Source organism: Pseudobutyrivibrio sp. YE44, from assembly GCF_900104335.1.
Classification (GTDB): Bacteria; Bacillota; Clostridia; order Lachnospirales; family Lachnospiraceae; genus Pseudobutyrivibrio.
Genome location: NZ_FMXT01000001.1, coordinates 83,153 through 99,702, shown reverse-complemented (window position 1 = coordinate 99,702; position 16,550 = coordinate 83,153). Strand labels below are relative to the sequence as shown.

Sequence of the window (16,550 nt, the reverse complement as noted above, 5' to 3'; positions counted from 1 at the left end):
TAATCAAACAACAATATGTTATACTGTAGCACTTTTACAATAAAAAAGCACCGCATAACCGCGGTGCTTAAGAATTCTTTATAATATTACTTTTTCATTGAGCTCATGAAATCTGGCATTTTAATGTTGAGCTCTGGAACAGTGCTCTCTGTAGGAGCAGCTGGAGCAGCCACCTTCTGAAGTGGTGAAGGAGCTGGTGTAACTGTTCTGTTAACAACTGGTGGTGTGTTTGTAACACCTGACTGGCTAGCTGGAGCTGCTGTACGCTGCATGCTTGAAAGTAACTCTGCACTAGATGGTCTAGTCTGAGTATACATCATGCCTGAAGCTGATGTACGTATACCTGGTGTAGCTGCTGGCTCGCCAAGACCTGTTGCGATAACAGTAACAGATACTTCGTCGTCCATATTTTCATCAACAGTGATACCAAGAATAATGTTGGCATCTGCACCTGTCATATCCTGTACGTAAGATGTAGCCTCGTTAGCATCGTTAAGTCCAACATCACCACAGATATTAACGATAACATCTGTTGCGCCCTGGATGCTTGTCTCAAGAAGTGGAGAAGCAACAGCTGCCTTAACAGCCTCAAGAGCCTTCTCATCACCCTTAGCAGAACCGATACCTACGTGAGCTAAGCCCTTGTCCTTCATAACTGTAGTAACATCAGCGAAGTCAAGGTTGATAAGTGAATTCTTAGTGATAAGATCAGTGATACCCTGAACAGCCTGGTGTAAAACACCATCAGCCATTCTAAAGCTTTCGCCAATACCCATTGACTTGTTGCAGATTTCAACAAGCTTCTGGTTAGGGATAACGATAAGAGTGTCAACGCTCTCCTTTAATCTTTCGATACCACTAAGTGCGTTGTTCATACGTGGCTTTCCTTCAAACTGGAAAGGCTTTGTGACGATACCAACAGTAAGGATGCCCTGTTCCTTAGCGATACGAGCAACTACTGGAGCTGCACCTGTACCTGTGCCACCGCCCATACCACATGTGATGAACACCATATCAGCGCCCTTAATAGCAGCTGAAATGTCCTCAGCACTCTCCTCTGCTGACTTCATTCCAACCTCTGGATTAGCGCCTGCGCCCTTTCCACCTGTTGTTTTTTCACCTATAGCTAAAAGAGTAGGCGCCTTGCATAAATCAAGTGCCTGCTTGTCAGTGTTGATACCAATAAACTCAACTCCCCCAATACCCTCTTCAACCATACGCTTTACTGCATTGTTGCCTGCTCCGCCGACGCCAACAACAATGATTCTGACAGGAGCCCCTGTCTCATCAGTCGTAATGTTAATCAAAACTTTATCCTCCTTTTATTAAACCTCTAAGGGAGGTCGAAAAAATTCTCTAATACCAAAATACTATATATAATATTATATTTTTTTAGTTCATTAATCAACCGTTTTTTATCAAAAATTGCATTTTATTACAAAAATTATAGTATACCGACAAGTACAATATATATATTTGTTGTTCTAATTACTAACAAGATATTGTATTATCCTCATGAATCCAATATAACAAATAAGCCACAATGTAATAGACTGTGGCTTATTCCATACCCCCTTGTGAAACCGTGAAACCTTATAGGATTTCAGCCTACTCACCAGCAGGAGTTTCTGTATTTTCTGTTGACGGAGTTTCTTCACTTGACTCGCCCTCTGCTTCTTCTGTTTCGCCTTCTTCAGCTGGTTGCTCCTGGGCATCGGTATCCATCTCAAAAATAATATCTGTGCTGGCACTAGAATAGTTTTCAAGATGTAGTGTTCCGCTTCTGCCCTCCAGCTGAGGAATTATCTTAAGGGCTCTATCAATCTTCTCCTCAAGATAAACACTACTTCCTAAGGAAATGTTGTAATTATCATAGGATAATATGATTCGGCCATCCTCATCATAGGAAACAACATTTGGCATTAAGTCATTCTTATGAAGAATCTTAATCAGGGATGTTAAATATCCCATCTGTGTCTTTCCAATGGAAAGCTTTGAGCCTACCTCTGGCTTCTCACAGGTTACACCTTCCACCTTCATATAACCTCTATCTACAAAGGTTTCGCTAATTTCAACTATTTTTCCGTTATAGTTGAAATATATGTATTTGTCATCATCACCTACAACGTAACCAAGAATCTTCTTTTCATTGCAGACAATAGTGACTGAATTCATTCCTGTTATTTTTACCTGGAAGGAATCAATAAATTCTGCATCTCCCTTTGGGAAAAATTTATTTTTAAGAAAAGCATATACTGCATTTCCCGAGTAATCATCATCTAAGATGTAGCCCTGAATTTCTTCCTTTGTGTAAAGATCTGTTCCTTCAACCTTTACCTCTTTAATAGGACACAGGAAATAAGCAAAGACCGCAGCTATTGCAAGAAGGATTACCAGACCAAGCAAAAATTCTATAAAGGCAAGAAAAATATTTTTCCTTCTTTGTCTTCTCTTTCTTCTACTCATAATCATCCTCCTCAAATTCCATGTTCTTTGACACACTAAGTGCCAAACCAAGCTCTGTGAGAAGAATTGCAACAGAAGTACCACCGTAGCTTATGAGTGGAAGTGTTACACCTGTGTTTGGCATTGAATTTGTAACAACGGCAATATTTAAAACCACCTGAAGGGCAATATGAGCCATGATACCAATGCATATATAAGAGCCAAACATATCCTTGGCATGATTTGCAATAAACAACAATCTGTAAAGCAAAAGAATAAATAACAAAATAATACATACTGCGCCAAACACGCCAAGCTCTTCGCAAATAATGGAGAAGATCATATCATTCTGAGCTTCTGGCACAATATACTTTTGCATACTGCCACCAAGACCTTTTCCAAACAGACCACCTCGTCCAATAGCATATAAGCCCTGAAGTGTCTGATATCCTTTACCATCTTTAATGTGGTTTTCAGGATGAAGCCAGGCATCCACTCGACCTGCACGATAAGAAGCTGTGGTGATATAAAAGCCTACCAACAAAAGTGCCGCCGCACCACCGCCAATAAACTGAACGAACTTTGGAGATGCCACAAAAACCATAACAAATGCGATTCCAAGAATGATGATAGCTGTAGAAAGGTTGTTATAACCAACCACAAGAAAGGCAGGTAAAACAAAAGCAAGGGTTATTGCTGTTCCCTTAAGGCTTCGCTGTACCTTTGGTGCCCTATCTATGATTTGTGCAACAAGCATAATAACTGCAATTTTTGCAAGCTCTGATGGCTGGAACTGAATAGGACCAACCCTTAACCATCTGGAAGATTCGTTGATGGTAACACCTGCAAAAATAACAAGAACACATAAAAATACTGAACCCATATAAAATGGCCATACTAATGGTGACCATCTTCTATAATCTATTTTTGTAGAAAAGAACATTCCTACAAAACCAAGGCCAACAGCCTGTAATTGTCGTTTTAAGTAGTAAATAGAATTTCCCTGTCTGAGGGATGCAGCGTAAGCTGATGTGCTGTAAAGCATAACAAGTCCAAATGCTAGGATAAAAATAATAAGCAAAAGTAAGGTATAATCAAAATTTAGAAGTCGTTTTATTTTTTTACGCTTCCGCGCCTCCTTTCTAGAGGCCGCAAGCTCTCTATCTCTCGCCATATACTCTCCCCCGCGCCTTTAGACCAAATAGTATGCGAAAACGCATAAAAAGATTGTGACAGTTGTAAACACAGCAACAACCTTAACCTCGGACCATCCACCAAGCTCATAGTGATGGTGGATTGGAGCCATTCTAAATATTCTCTTACCGTGAGTAAGCTTGAAGTATCCTACCTGAAGGATAACTGAAAGTACCTCTGCCAAATAAATAAGTGCAACAATAATAATGAACACCGGCATCTGAAGCATATAAGCTGTAGAAGCCACAAATGCTCCAAGGGCCAAGGAACCTGTATCACCCATGAAAATCTTTGCAGGATGAACATTAAACATTAAAAATCCAAACAACGCACCAATCATAGCTGCAATTGCTGGAGTGATATCTGAATAAAGATTAATAGCTGCAAGACCAAAGAAGGCTGCAATTGGAAGAGTTACAGAGGTTGCAAGTGCATCAAGACCATCTGTAAAGTTTGCTCCATTTACTGTACCAAGCACAGCAAGGAATAAAAGAACAATTGATAACCCCCCTAAATCAATAAGGGCTCCAGTAGCTGGAACTCTGATTTCAAGGGTGATATCAGAAAACTTGTACATATATAATGCAAAGATTGCTGTAAGAAGAATCTGTCCAAGCATCTTCTGCCAAGCCTTAAGTCCATCTGAGCTCTTCTTAAGGGCCTTAAGCAAATCATCCACAAATCCAAGGATTCCAAATCCAAGTGTAAGAAGCACGATTGGATAAATATGTGGAGCTGTTCTGGCATAGAATAGTCCAACAACAGCAAAGGCAACAATAATCATGATACCTCCCATTGAAGGGGTACCGTTCTTTGCCTTGTGCTCTTTGATGTACTCGCGCTCAGTATTGCCCATTTTAAGACGTCTTAAAAGAGGGATACACACTGGGCCCATAGCCAAAACAACAAAAAATGCAATTATCATAGGTACAAATACTTCTAACATTTAAAAAACTCCAATCTTTTTAAAACTACATAAAACCTATATCCATATCATTCTAATGATATGAATCTAGCTTTTATTCACTCTAAATATACATTATAGTAGTGAATTTCTACCAACGCAAAGGTACGCGTTGTTAGTGTTCGTCGGATTCGTCGCCGTCGTCTGGGGTGGCGTCTGGGTCGGCGGTGGAAGCTTCACCTTCTGGTGTATCTTCCGCTACCCCTTCATCCACATTAGACTGCTGTGCGGCCTCTGTAAGCGCATCTGCAGCCGCCTGCTCTTCCTCTTCTGTAAGGGATGATTCCACTCCAAGATAAGGCAAAGCGTTGGCGAAGATGTTGTGAACGATTTCCTGTGCAAAGCTACTGTGAGCCTGATCATCAACTGATGGTTCGTCCACAATTACATATACCACCAACTGTGGGTCCTCAACAGGTGCAAAACCTATGAAGGAAACCAAATACTTGTGATTTCCTCGAGGAAGCTTTTCGGCAGTACCTGTTTTACCACCGATAGTGTATCCATCTACACCGGCAGTCTTTCCAGTTCCGTTTGAAACTACATAATGAAGATATTCCTTCATCATATCGCTGACTTCACTAGATACTGTCTTCTTTAAAACAGTAGGCTCAATCTCCTGGATAGTATTGCCATTTGAATCTGTAATCTTTGTAACCAAATGAGGCTCATAAAGATTTCCACCATTTACAAGAGAGCAGAAACCTGTTCCAAGCTGAATCATTGTGGTGTTAAAGTTCTGACCGAAGGAATTTGTTGCAAGGTTGATTGCAGAATGCAAATCCTCCCTGCTGTATATAAGTCCAGCTGTGCTGGCCTCTCCCGTAAGGTCGATACCGGTCTTCTGACCAAAGCCAAAGATGGACTGATAATCAGCAAAGGTATCAGGACCGATAACTCGAACCATCTGCATCAATGCATCGTTGCAGGAATTCGAAAGGGCGTCTGCTATAGTTTGTGTTCCATGACCACCTTTACTATGAGCAACACACTTTACAAGCTTCGGATAGCCTGAAATCATTTCACCACCATCACAGAAGTAGGTTTCGTTTCCATTTAATACACCTGACTCGAGGCCCATTGCAACGGTGAAAGGCTTGAAGGTTGAACCTGGCTCGTATGTATAAGTGATTGGGAAATTCTGCCAGATTTTATTCAGCTGATCCATCTTTTGATCAGTAGTCATTTCTGCAAGCTGTTCCTCAGTATAGTAAGCAGATAAATCTCTAGGATTATTCAAATCAAAGGATGGATATTGAGCCATGGCTAAAATTTCACCAGTCTTTGGATTCATAACCAACGCAGCTGTGTGAAGAGAGCCCTGTGACTTTGGCTCGTCTGGATGATCAGCATTCCACTGAGCAAGCTTTTCATTATTAAAGTCTGCTATAGCCTTTTCGGCGATGGTTTGAATGTTTACATCCAAGGATAAAACAATATTATTTCCGTTGGTGGCGTCGATTGTGGTCTGCTCTAGGTTGCTGTCTGAATTTAGATAACCGTAAGTACGACCATTTATACCATTAAGAATATTGGAATACTTGTTTTCTAGACCAATAACACCTACATTACCACTACTTGCATAACCGATGGTGGAAGCAGCCAAGGAACCATAAGGATACTGACGAACATATTCCTTTTCAAACCAGATACCATATATCTTGTTCTTATTGGATTTATCAGCTTTCTTTTCCTCGAACTCTGCCATCTCCTCATAAGGAACTTTTTTAGCCAAAACAAAGTATTGTGACTTTGGATGCTTTTCAAGCTGATTTCGAATATCCTCTTTATCAATCTCTGAGAAACACGATGCCACAAGATTTACTGTGGCTGATACGCTTCCCTCGTGCTTTTCCTCGTTACCATTAAGTACCTTACAGTCAAGGATTACATTGTAAACATCCACACTAGTGGCAAGGACAGTACCTCGTGAATCCACAATGTCGCCACGCTGGAAGGGGATAATTGTACTGTCGTAATGCTGCTGAGCGAGGACGATTTTCTCATATTTATCCCCACTTGAGTGCTGAATGTACATTATTCTTCCTATTAGAACGACAAAAAGAATACAAACAACTCCAAACACAAACCAGAGCTTTCTTTGCATTCTTTTTAGAATTTTTTTATTTGGTTTTAATCTTCTTCTTTTGCTAGCCATTTACTGTACTTCCTATGGAATATCCTGGTACTGACTCATGTAATCAGAACCATCTACACTATAATACACTATTTGGCTGCTAGTTGCATACACCATTCCCAAATCGTTTATGGCTTTATCCTTAATGTCAGTAAGATTAGTTGTTGTAGCGATTCTACTTTCTGCGGCTTTGTTGTCAGCCTTAACTGTAGAAAGCTCATTTTCAAGATCTGCTATGTGATCCATTCTAGTGGTAACATTTGTCTGTAAGGCTACATATCCTACAAGCATCATACATGTAAGGGCAACTGCCATAATCATATAGCCTGTTAATATTCTATTTCTTCTAAGGGCTGCAGCTCGACGTCTGTCAGTAATCTTTTGGCGACGTATAGCATCTTCTCTCTTTTCACGTTCACGCTGCTCTCTTGTAGGCAGACTTCTAGCAGGACGTACGTACACCTCTTCAGGCTTTCTAACTGCATTTCCCTGTGTGTAATAATAAGACTGTAATTCCTGCATTGATAACTCCTAACTATTGCTGTTTGCAAATTAAAACTAGTACTATAAAAACTCCCTTTACTTATGCCCTTTCAAAAACTCTAAGCTTAGCGCTCTTTGATCTCGAATTAGCTTCTAATTCCTCCTCGCTAGGTAGAATTGGTTTTCTTGTAATTACTTTCCCCATTGATACCTTTCCACATACACAAACTGGAAAATTCTTTGGGCATGTGCAAGGATTTTCATTTCTCTTAAAGGCTACCTTTGTAATTCTATCCTCTAGCGAATGGAAGGTAATGATGCAAAGTCTTCCACCTGGATTTAGTAGCTCTATCATATCGTCGATATGATCTTCGAGAACTGTAAGCTCTCGGTTTAGTTCGATTCGAAGAGCTTGGTAGGTTCTCTTTGAAGGATGTCCCTGACCTACCTGTGCCTTCTTTGGAATACTTTCAGCGATGATTTTGTTAAGCTGTCCTGCTGTAAGTATTGGAGCTTTTTCTCGCTCCTTAATTATGTTTTTAACAATTTGCTTGGAGAATTTTTCCTCTCCATATGTATAAAGGACTCTGGTCAAATCCTCTGCAGAATATGTGTTGACAATATCTGCAGCCGTCATAGGATTATCCTTGTCCATTCGCATGTCTAGTGGTGCGTCCTCGACCCTGTAAGTGAAACCTCTGTCAGCCTCATCAAGTTGAAAGCTTGAAACACCAAGGTCAAGCATTATGCCATCAACCTTTGTGACTCCCTGCTCTGCAAGTCTCTCTTTCATGAATTCATAATTACTGTGAATTCTAGTGACCTTGTCCCCATAGCAGCTAAGTCTTTCACCAGCTGCCTTAAGAGCATCAGTATCCTGATCAAAACCATACAGATGACCGGTGGTTAGATGACTGGCAATTTCGAAGGAATGTCCTCCTCCGCCTAAAGTACCATCAACATAAATGCCGTCAGGCTTTATATTCAAATTGTCTACTGTCTCGTGTAAGAGAACTGAATAATGATTAAACTCCATTAAATTCCCAATCCTAACTCTGCCATATGCTCTGCAATTTCATCCATATCGTCATAAGTGCCTTCCTCTATCCAGCGTTCCTTAGACCAAATTTCAATTCGGTTAAGAACACCAACAGAAACCACTTCCTTGTCAATTCCTGCATACTCCTTAAGAGTGGCTGGAATCAATACTCTTCCCTGCTTATCAATGTCGCATTCTGCCGCTCCAGCAAAGAAGAATCTTGAGAACTTTCTAGCATCCTTAGTGGTTCGTGGAATCTCTCGGAACTTTTCCTCTATGGTCTGCCATTCGCTAAGTGGATAAACGAAGAGGCATCCATCAAGTCCCTTAGTGGCTACGAAGTGGTCTCCCAACTGCTCACGGAACTTAGCAGGCATAATAAGACGATTTTTCGCGTCTAAATTGTGACTGTATTCACCCATGAACATGAGACACTCCTCCTTCCTTTCATAGCGGACTGTCTCCAAATCCACCACTTTGTGACACTTTTATTCCACTTTCCTCCACTTTTAACTACATTTTATACCAAATGGCTCCCCTGTGCAACCCAAAAACCGTGAAAAATCAATGTTTCTTGAACTTTTCCATATGTGGTGGTTGGTGGAGGGCCATCCCACAATATGGGCAAAAAATGTAAAAAATTCGTAAAAAATGGCATAAAAAAAGACATCGAATTACTCGATGTCTCTAAAAAAATACAATTATTATATAAATAAATTACGGCCCAGTTACAGCAACAAGCATTATATCTCTCCACTCAGCGTAGAATGCTTCGTTTGAGAGATATAATAGCTTGTTACCTACTGAGCCTGTCTTTATAAAGATTTAAAGATAATATTAATCTTTTTCTGTTCAGTTTTTCTTAGAACTTTTAAGACTATACGTAACTATGGCTACGCCAACTACTACGAGAATAGCTGCGACAGCTTGGGATACAGGAAGGTTTGTACCCCAAAGCTTTAGCTGATCGGTGCGAATCCCTTCAATCCAGAAGCGTCCGATACCATATCCAATAAGATATGTGCAGAATATCTGTCCCTCGAACTTCTTTCTCTTTCTCATAAGAAGCATTATGATAAGCACTCCTAAGTTCCAGAGAGATTCATAAAGGAAGGTCGGATGTACAGATATATAATCTACTCCATTTATGCTAACAATGTTTTTAAGCATCTCAGCAGTAATATCGTTTTGGCTACGAACTGCATTTATTGGAAGCAGCATAGCAAATAATCCATCTGTATACTGTCCAAAGACCTCTCTGTTGAAGAAGTTTCCCCAGCGTCCAAATATCTGGCCTATAATTACACCAAAGAAGCAAACATCCATAACCTTAAGGAATTGGTATTTCTTTATTTTACACAGCACTGCCACGCAGACAATGCCAGCAAGCACGCCACCATAAATAGCAAGCCCACCCTGTCTTATGTTAAGAGCGCTGAGTAGATTGTCCTTGTAGTATTCCCATTCGAAGGCTACATAATAGAGTCTGGCACCAATAACTCCTGTTATTATTGTTATTATGCAAACATCAAGGAACTTATCCTCGTCAAAGCCAACTCTATGCGCTTCTTTTAAAATAAAACTTACTCCAATCAACATACCAATTGCGATAATTACTCCGTAAAACGCAACGAAAAAGGATCCAATATAGAATCCTTTTCCGACATTGTTAAGTGTGATATGAAGATTTGGAAAAATAATGCTAGTATCCAAATTACGCTCTCCTATTATTCCGCATCACTAAATAGCTGATAAATCTCAATCTTTAACGCATCTGTGTCGGTCATTCCAACAAAGATACAACCATATTCATATACATCATCAGGAAGCTTGTTTACACGAACAACCTTGAATACTGTATCTATGGTTTCTCTAGTCCATATCTGAATTCGGGCATCAAAGCAAGCACCGGCTTCAAACTCAACTCCTGTCATCCTAAAAGCTAAACCAGTCTTTGAAATGTTGGTAACCTCTACGTCCATATATTTGACCGTAGTAACGTTCGCCTCATCAATGCGTTCAATTTCAACCTTTACATTAATGTCCAGTCGTTTGTGTTTTCTTTTCTCTTCCATGCTCTTTGCCTCCCACACATAATTGATTAGTTCTTAAGATTTATACCCTTATCCTTAAGTTTCTGAACTATCTCGTCAACTACCTCTTGAACTTCATCGTGGGTAAGTGTACGCTCGTCATCACCAAAGAGAAGTCTTACAGTAATTGACTTGCTATTTCCATCTGAATATACGTCAGCTACGCCAACCTTCTTCAAGATTTCTCTAGCACTTTCCTTTATTGTATCATTTATTTCTGAAAATTTCTCGGCTATAAATGATAAATCTACTTCAATTGATGGATATTTAGATGGTTCTACATATTTAATTGGCTCAGGCTTGATATCAGAAAGAGCCTCAACATCTATTTCAGCAAATACAATAGCAGCCTTCTTATCAATCTTCTTTGAAACAAGTGGATGCGCTACACCAATCTCACCTATCTGAACACCGTCTAAAACAAGTGCATTAAGGTTCTTTGGATGCTCATATGAATGTGTAGCTTCAAGCTTCTTGTAAGTAAGAGCCTTATTTCTAACATCATCGATTGTCTCTGCAACCATATCACGAAGTTCAAAGTAAAGTGACTCAAGAGACTTTGTCTTAGAGAATAATGTGATGCAAAGCTTTTTCTTTTCATCGCAAAGGCCATCAGCCTTAAGACCCTCAACTACACGACCAACTTCGAAAATACCGAAATCTGTATCGTAACCAGTGTTATAGTTAACCTGGCAAAGCTGAGTAGGAATAATTGAATTTCTAAGTGTCTCAATATTAGGGTTTGTAGAATTAGCAAGCTTAACGTTCTCTTCTACTTCCATACCAAGCTTCTTGTATTCGTCTGCATACTGCCATACATAAGAATGTACCTCATGAAGCTTGAATCTCTTAACAAGAATATCCTTGATTCTGTCTTCAGTATTCTTAACCTCGTCCATACGAACCGGATAAAGAGGTGCTGCTGTAGTAACTAAATCAAAGTTGTCATATCCGTAGATACGAGTAATCTCTTCAATAATATCTGCCTTTAAGCTGATGTCCTTTGTTGCACGATATGAAGGAACATCTACGTGGAAGTTATTTCCATCCTGAGTAACACCAAAACCTAAAGCAGTAAGTGTATCAACAATGTGCTCATTTGTGATTTCGATACCAGTATACTTATCAACAAAATCCTTATCAAAATCAAGAGCAACCTTTGGATAATGGAAGGCATACTCGTCTGTAAGGGCTGATACAACCTTTACACCTGGATCAATATCAAGAAGAAGCTTCATGAAACGAGCAATAGCAACTGTAGTCATCTCTGGATCAAGGCTCTTCTCATAACGAGCTGATGCATCTGTTCTGTGAGCAAGACGAACTGCACTCTTTCTAATAGAAGCAGCATTAAAGGTAGCAGACTCAAGAGTAAGAGTTGTTGTATCCTCTACGATTTCTGAATCAAGACCACCCATGATACCAGCGATAGCAACTGGTGTGTCACCGTTGCAAATCATAAGAGTATTTTCATCGATATTTCGTTCTACACCATCAAGTGTTGTGAAAGTGAATGACTTATCGAATCTCTTTACACGAATCTTTTCTGCCTTACGAGAATCAAAAGCATGCATAGGCTGACCCATTTCAAGCATAAGATAGTTTGTAAGGTCTGTAAGAAGATTTATTCCTCTCATACCACAGTAGAAAAGACGAATTCTCATATTCATAGGTGCAACGTTCTTCTCAACGTTCTCAACCTTAATAGAAGAATATCTCTGACAAAGCTCATCTTCTATCTTTAAATCAACCTTTTCAAGATTGTCGTACTTGCTTAAATCAAGTGTAGGAAGCTCTTTAAGAGGACGCTTTGCAATTGTAGCGAACTCTCTGGCGATTCCATAGTGACCCCAAAGGTCAGGACGGTTTGTAAGCGATTTATTATCTACCTCAAAGATAATATCATCGATTTCGTATAAATCCTTGATATCTGTACCGTTTGGAGCATCCTCGAGAATATCCATGATACCATCGTTGTTATCTGAAATTCCGATTTCCTTTTCAGAACAGCACATACCAAAAGAATCAAAACCAGCAAGTGGTCTTGGAGCGATTGTGATATCACCAAGCTGTGCTCCAACCTTTGCAAAAGCTGTCTTCATGCCAACACGAACATTAGGAGCTCCACAGACTACATCTGTAAGCTTTCCATCACCAGCATCTACCTTTAAAAGATGAAGCTTCTTTGACTCAGGATGCTCTTCTACTGACTTAATCTCAGCAACAACTACACCTGATAAATCTTCACCCTTATGGAAAATATCGTTTTCAACCTCTGCTGTTGCAAGAGAGAACTTAGCAATAAGCTCCATCTTGTCGAGACCTGAAAGGTCAACAAAATCAGAGATCCAATTCATTGAAATAAACATGTTTTAGTCCTCCCTTACTGCTCGTCATCTTTGAACTGAGCTAAGCTGCTAAGATTGCCGCTGTTCAAATCACGAATATCTTTAATTCCATATTTCATCATTGCAAGTCTTGTAAGGCCAAGACCAAAAGCAAAGCCTGTGTACTTTTCTGGATCAATTCCACCTTCTTCAAGAACCTTTGGATGAACCATACCACATGGGCAAAGCTCAAGCCAACCTGAGTGCTTACAAGAAGGACAACCCTTACCGCCACAGTTTAAGCAGTTGATATCAAGCTCGAAGCCTGGCTCCACAAATGGGAAGAAGCCTGGACGAAGACGAACCTTAATATCTCTTCTAAACACTTCTGAAAGCATAGTCTTCATGAAGTAAATAAGGTTTGAAATAGAAATATCCTTTCCAACCATAACACCTTCCATCTGGAAGAATGTGTTCTCATGGCAAGCATCTGTAGCTTCGTTTCTGAAGCAACGTCCTGGGAAAATAGCCTTGATTGGTGTACCGTTCTCAAGAAGCTGCTTTCTGTATTTCTTGTAGATAGCATTCTGGGCAGCTGTGGTCTGAGACTTAAGAAGCTGACCGTTCTCAAGATAGTATGTATCCTGCATATCACGAGCAGGATGATACTTAGGGATATTAACTGACTCGAAACATTCGTAGTCTGTAACCACCTCGCTATAATCCTCGACAGTAAAGCCCATCGACTTAAATATTGTCTCGCACTGGCGCTGAACAAGTGTGATTGGATGATAGCTTCCCTGGTCCTTTCGCTCTGGAAGGGAAATATCAAACTCAGGAACCTTATCGATTTCCTTCTGAAGCTCTAATGCTGCAAGCTCATCCTTCTTCTCTGCAATCTTGTCTGCAACAGTGTTCTTAAGCATGTTAATCTTCTGACCAAACTCTTTTTTCTCTTCCGCTGAGAGCTTGCCCATTTCTTTCATAGCAGCTGTAACGCTACCCTTTTTGCCAAGATAAGAAACACGGATATTCTCAAGTTCTTCAGAATTCTTGATATTCTGAAGCTCCGCCTCAAACTTGGCGCTTAATTCTGAAATAATATCTACCATAGGTGGCCTCCCTAACAAATAATCTCACTAAGTTAAAATTTTAACAGTTGAAAGTGCTAAATTCAATGTTACTATTCACAGTTTTAAAATATTTAAAATCCATTCTGTCCAAATTTATTTGGTAAGGAATGATTTTTAATATTTTATAAACTGGAATCAGTGACTCCACCCACATGAATAATGTTAAGTGCTTTAGCACTGAGAAAGAAGTCTGAAAGACTTCCATTATGAATGTGGTGGAGTTGCTGTGAATAGTAACTATTCAATGCTAATGCTGCAAATCTGTAATCATCATCGCATCGCCAAAACTAAAGAAGCGATACTTTTCCTCCACCGCCTTTTCATAGGCTGCAAGCACATGCTCTCTTCCTGCAAGAGCTGATACTAACATAATAAGTGTAGACTGAGGAAGATGGAAATTTGTAATCAAACAATCAATGACCTTAAACTCATATCCAGGATAAATGAATATCTGTGTCCATCCGCTCTTTGGAGTAAGAGGCTTGCCTGCTTCAGCTGCCGACTCAAGTGTACGGGTGCTGGTGGTACCAACAGAAATAACTCTTCCACCATTTGCCTTTGTTTCGTTTATTATGTCGCAGGCTTCCTGAGTGAGCTCATAATATTCTGAATGCATATGATGGTCTAAAACCTCATCCTCCTTCACCGGTCTAAAAGTTCCAAGACCAACATGAAGAGTAACCTCGGCAATCTTCACTCCCATAGCCTTAACCTCTTCAAGAAGCTCAGGCGTAAAATGAAGACCAGCCGTCGGTGCAGCTGCTGAGCCATCAAACTTTGCATAAACAGTCTGATATCTATCTCTATCTTTAAGTTTATGAGTGATGTATGGAGGAAGTGGCATCTCACCAAGTTTATCCAAAATCTCCTCAAAGATTCCGTCATAACTAAACTCGATGATTCTATTTCCTTCATCAACTATATCAATAATCTTTCCTATTAAAAGACCATCTCCAAAGGAAATTTCCATTCCTGGACGAGCCTTCTTACCAGGCTTAACCAAACACTCCCACTGAGTGTCGCTGAGTCTCTTTAATAGAAGAATCTCTACTTTTCCACCGGAACCAACTCTGGCTCCGTATAATCTTGCTGGAATAACTCGAGTGTTGTTGATAACCAAGCAATCACCTGGCTTAAGATATTCCTTTATATCATAGAAATGGCGATGCGCAACCTCGCCTGTGTTCTTATCCAAGACCATAAGTCTTGAATTGCTTCTCTTTTCAAGAGGATCCTGAGCTATTAACTCCTCAGGAAGGTAATAATCAAAATCTTTAACCTTCATTTTTATTTCTTTCTAATTATAAACATTTAATTATGGTCTAAACCATTCCATTCAGTTTAGCACAGAATCACTTACTAGTCCAATCACTTGAGTGCTTCTTCTTGAATCTATTCTTGCGATTCTGCCAAGCCAGACCAAAGGCCTCTGCAAAGAATACATTTGCCTCTGCAGCCATCAACATAAAATACATACAGAAGTACAACCAAAACATAAACATCATCATTGTTGCAAAGGTTCCGTACATGGAGAAATTATTGAAAATACGAACCCAAATAGCTAAGCACATACTGAATACATACCAGCTAACAGCGCAGATAAAGCCGCCTGGCAACTGACTGATAAATTTGAGATGCTTGTTTGGAAGTACTGTAAACAAAAACGTAAATACGATAACCAAAAAGATAAAAACAAACACACTTCTAAACAGCGGTCTAATACCAATAATGTATGGCAAGAAACCATAATAGTTCTTAGCAAAGTACTGGAACTTCTGCGTAAAGACAAGCATCAGCATAATTACAACGATAATCGAAAGCAAAATCAAAGTATAAAATACGGCTCTAAGACGTCTTGCAAACCAGTTTCTAGTCTCTTCGATTTTGTTAACCTGATTAAGTCCAACCATAAGATTCTGGAAAGCTTTTCCAGAAGACCAGATAGCCATAATTGCTGAAATAGAAACTGCACCAACAGAACCATGTGTAACAGCTCTCACAACCTTAGCCACATAAGGTGAAAACTCAGATGGCATTACGTCATAAATCAGCTCGTTCATATACATATTAATAGAAGGAATCAATCCAGCCACCCACACCAGAAGCATTACTACAGGAATGGATGACATAATCATAAAGTATGCTGTTTGGGCAGCATACGCCCCTATGTTATCTCTTCCACATTTATCTAAATAGGTTTTTCCATAGCCCAAAAATGTCCACATATTTTTATTCTCCTCTAGTACAAAATTCTACCAAATATCAAAGAATTTTTAAAGAAATTCTCTCCCCTCACCATTCTACGAAAAGTATTTTGTTGGTTAGGTTTCAAGCAATAAAAAAAGAGGCTTGTAACTATCAAGCTCTTAGTGTTGTTTCTAGTCACATTCTAAAGTGACTAGAAATAATACTAAGGCTTGAGAGTGTAACAAGACTCTCTCAAAATCCAAACAGAAACCTAACCCAAAATGCCGGGCCTATCAATTGACTCCTAGCTCTAGCTAGGTGGATCGCCGCAACTAATTTTTTGTCTTCCACTGCGAATTCGGAGGCCTGACAGCCAATTAGAAATATAGGCATTCCGTTTAAAGTAAATGTAGGTTCAAAAAGGATAAGTTAAATCGTACATCCCAGGTTAGGTAAAATTCGGTATCTTTGTACCTGCAATTATAGTACAACAAATTTGTGTCAAAATAAAGAACGAATTTTTCACAGAATGTCCTTATTCGTGTTAT

At 39.6% G+C, this 16,550-nt stretch carries 14 protein-coding genes and 1 other RNA gene; all 15 read right to left on the bottom strand.

Translation table 11 applies throughout. The features are described 5' to 3' along the window. Positions 1 to 86 precede the first annotated feature (86 nt). Positions 87 to 1,307 (bottom strand): cell division protein FtsZ, encoded by a 1,221-nt coding sequence (ftsZ, locus tag BLR54_RS00455; RefSeq protein ID WP_090416262.1) that lies wholly within the window; start codon positions 1,305 to 1,307, stop codon positions 87 to 89. A gap of 301 nt (positions 1,308 to 1,608) precedes the next feature. Further along, a complete protein-coding gene (locus tag BLR54_RS00450; protein WP_090416261.1) occupies positions 1,609 to 2,466 on the bottom strand; it encodes a cell division protein FtsQ/DivIB in 858 nt (285 codons plus the stop codon). Next, positions 2,459 to 3,619: an FtsW/RodA/SpoVE family cell cycle protein gene (locus BLR54_RS00445; protein WP_090416260.1), complete on the bottom strand. Its 1,161-nt coding sequence runs from the start codon at positions 3,617 to 3,619 to the stop codon at positions 2,459 to 2,461. The genes BLR54_RS00450 and BLR54_RS00445 overlap by 8 nt, the downstream gene beginning before the upstream one ends. A gap of 18 nt (positions 3,620 to 3,637) precedes the next feature. Then, positions 3,638 to 4,585, bottom strand: coding sequence for a phospho-N-acetylmuramoyl-pentapeptide-transferase (mraY, locus tag BLR54_RS00440; RefSeq protein WP_090416259.1), 948 nt, complete (start codon positions 4,583 to 4,585; stop codon positions 3,638 to 3,640). Between the two features lie 133 nt (positions 4,586 to 4,718). Then, the gene (locus tag BLR54_RS00435; RefSeq protein ID WP_242871171.1) at positions 4,719 to 6,641 is read right to left on the bottom strand and encodes a peptidoglycan D,D-transpeptidase FtsI family protein; all 1,923 of its coding nucleotides are present in this window, start codon (positions 6,639 to 6,641) and stop codon (positions 4,719 to 4,721) included. A 132-nt stretch (positions 6,642 to 6,773) separates the two neighbouring features. Beyond that, a complete protein-coding gene (locus tag BLR54_RS00430; protein ID WP_090416257.1) occupies positions 6,774 to 7,262 on the bottom strand; it encodes a hypothetical protein in 489 nt (162 codons plus the stop codon). Between the two features lie 61 nt (positions 7,263 to 7,323). Then, positions 7,324 to 8,259, bottom strand: a complete 936-nt coding sequence (rsmH, locus tag BLR54_RS00425) for a 16S rRNA (cytosine(1402)-N(4))-methyltransferase RsmH (RefSeq protein ID WP_090416256.1) — start codon at positions 8,257 to 8,259, stop codon at positions 7,324 to 7,326. After that, on the bottom strand, positions 8,259 to 8,690 hold the full coding sequence (gene mraZ, locus BLR54_RS00420) for a division/cell wall cluster transcriptional repressor MraZ (protein WP_028246662.1): 432 nt from the start codon (positions 8,688 to 8,690) through the stop codon (positions 8,259 to 8,261). Before mraZ ends, rsmH begins: the two co-directional genes overlap by 1 nt. Positions 8,691 to 9,114: 424 nt before the next feature. Further along, positions 9,115 to 9,975 (bottom strand): prolipoprotein diacylglyceryl transferase, encoded by an 861-nt coding sequence (gene lgt / locus BLR54_RS00415; protein ID WP_090416255.1) that lies wholly within the window; start codon positions 9,973 to 9,975, stop codon positions 9,115 to 9,117. Positions 9,976 to 9,989: 14 nt separating this feature from the next. Beyond that, positions 9,990 to 10,337, bottom strand: a complete 348-nt coding sequence (locus BLR54_RS00410) for a PilZ domain-containing protein (protein WP_090416254.1) — start codon at positions 10,335 to 10,337, stop codon at positions 9,990 to 9,992. Between the two features lie 26 nt (positions 10,338 to 10,363). Continuing rightward, positions 10,364 to 12,724 (bottom strand): phenylalanine--tRNA ligase subunit beta, encoded by a 2,361-nt coding sequence (pheT, locus tag BLR54_RS00405; RefSeq protein ID WP_090416253.1) that lies wholly within the window; start codon positions 12,722 to 12,724, stop codon positions 10,364 to 10,366. 14 nt (positions 12,725 to 12,738) lie between these two features. Further along, positions 12,739 to 13,794 carry a phenylalanine--tRNA ligase subunit alpha gene (locus tag BLR54_RS00400; protein WP_090416252.1) on the bottom strand — a complete coding sequence of 352 codons (1,056 nt, stop codon included), beginning with the start codon at positions 13,792 to 13,794 and terminating at the stop codon, positions 12,739 to 12,741. Between the two features lie 268 nt (positions 13,795 to 14,062). After that, positions 14,063 to 15,100, bottom strand: coding sequence for a tRNA preQ1(34) S-adenosylmethionine ribosyltransferase-isomerase QueA (gene queA, locus BLR54_RS00395; protein ID WP_090416251.1), 1,038 nt, complete (start codon positions 15,098 to 15,100; stop codon positions 14,063 to 14,065). A gap of 67 nt (positions 15,101 to 15,167) precedes the next feature. After that, positions 15,168 to 16,040, bottom strand: a complete 873-nt coding sequence (locus tag BLR54_RS00390) for a YihY/virulence factor BrkB family protein (RefSeq protein ID WP_090416250.1) — start codon at positions 16,038 to 16,040, stop codon at positions 15,168 to 15,170. Positions 16,041 to 16,271: 231 nt separating this feature from the next. Next, positions 16,272 to 16,455: non-coding RNA, 6S RNA (ssrS, locus tag BLR54_RS00385), on the bottom strand. Positions 16,456 to 16,550: the final 95 nt, after the last annotated feature.

Coding starts and splice junctions, on each gene's coding strand:
- BLR54_RS00450 (WP_090416261.1), bottom strand. CDS start 2,466: ATGAGTAGAAGAAAGAGAAGACAAAGAAGGAAAAATATTTTTCTTGCC.
- BLR54_RS00445 (WP_090416260.1), bottom strand. CDS start 3,619: ATGGCGAGAGATAGAGAGCTTGCGGCCTCTAGAAAGGAGGCGCGGAAG.
- mraY (WP_090416259.1), bottom strand. CDS start 4,585: ATGTTAGAAGTATTTGTACCTATGATAATTGCATTTTTTGTTGTTTTG.
- BLR54_RS00435 (WP_242871171.1), bottom strand. CDS start 6,641: ATGTACATTCAGCACTCAAGTGGGGATAAATATGAGAAAATCGTCCTC.
- BLR54_RS00430 (WP_090416257.1), bottom strand. CDS start 7,262: ATGCAGGAATTACAGTCTTATTATTACACACAGGGAAATGCAGTTAGA.
- rsmH (WP_090416256.1), bottom strand. CDS start 8,259: ATGGAGTTTAATCATTATTCAGTTCTCTTACACGAGACAGTAGACAAT.
- mraZ (WP_028246662.1), bottom strand. CDS start 8,690: ATGTTCATGGGTGAATACAGTCACAATTTAGACGCGAAAAATCGTCTT.
- BLR54_RS00410 (WP_090416254.1), bottom strand. CDS start 10,337: ATGGAAGAGAAAAGAAAACACAAACGACTGGACATTAATGTAAAGGTT.
- pheT (WP_090416253.1), bottom strand. CDS start 12,724: ATGTTTATTTCAATGAATTGGATCTCTGATTTTGTTGACCTTTCAGGT.
- BLR54_RS00400 (WP_090416252.1), bottom strand. CDS start 13,794: ATGGTAGATATTATTTCAGAATTAAGCGCCAAGTTTGAGGCGGAGCTT.
- queA (WP_090416251.1), bottom strand. CDS start 15,100: ATGAAGGTTAAAGATTTTGATTATTACCTTCCTGAGGAGTTAATAGCT.
- BLR54_RS00390 (WP_090416250.1), bottom strand. CDS start 16,040: ATGTGGACATTTTTGGGCTATGGAAAAACCTATTTAGATAAATGTGGA.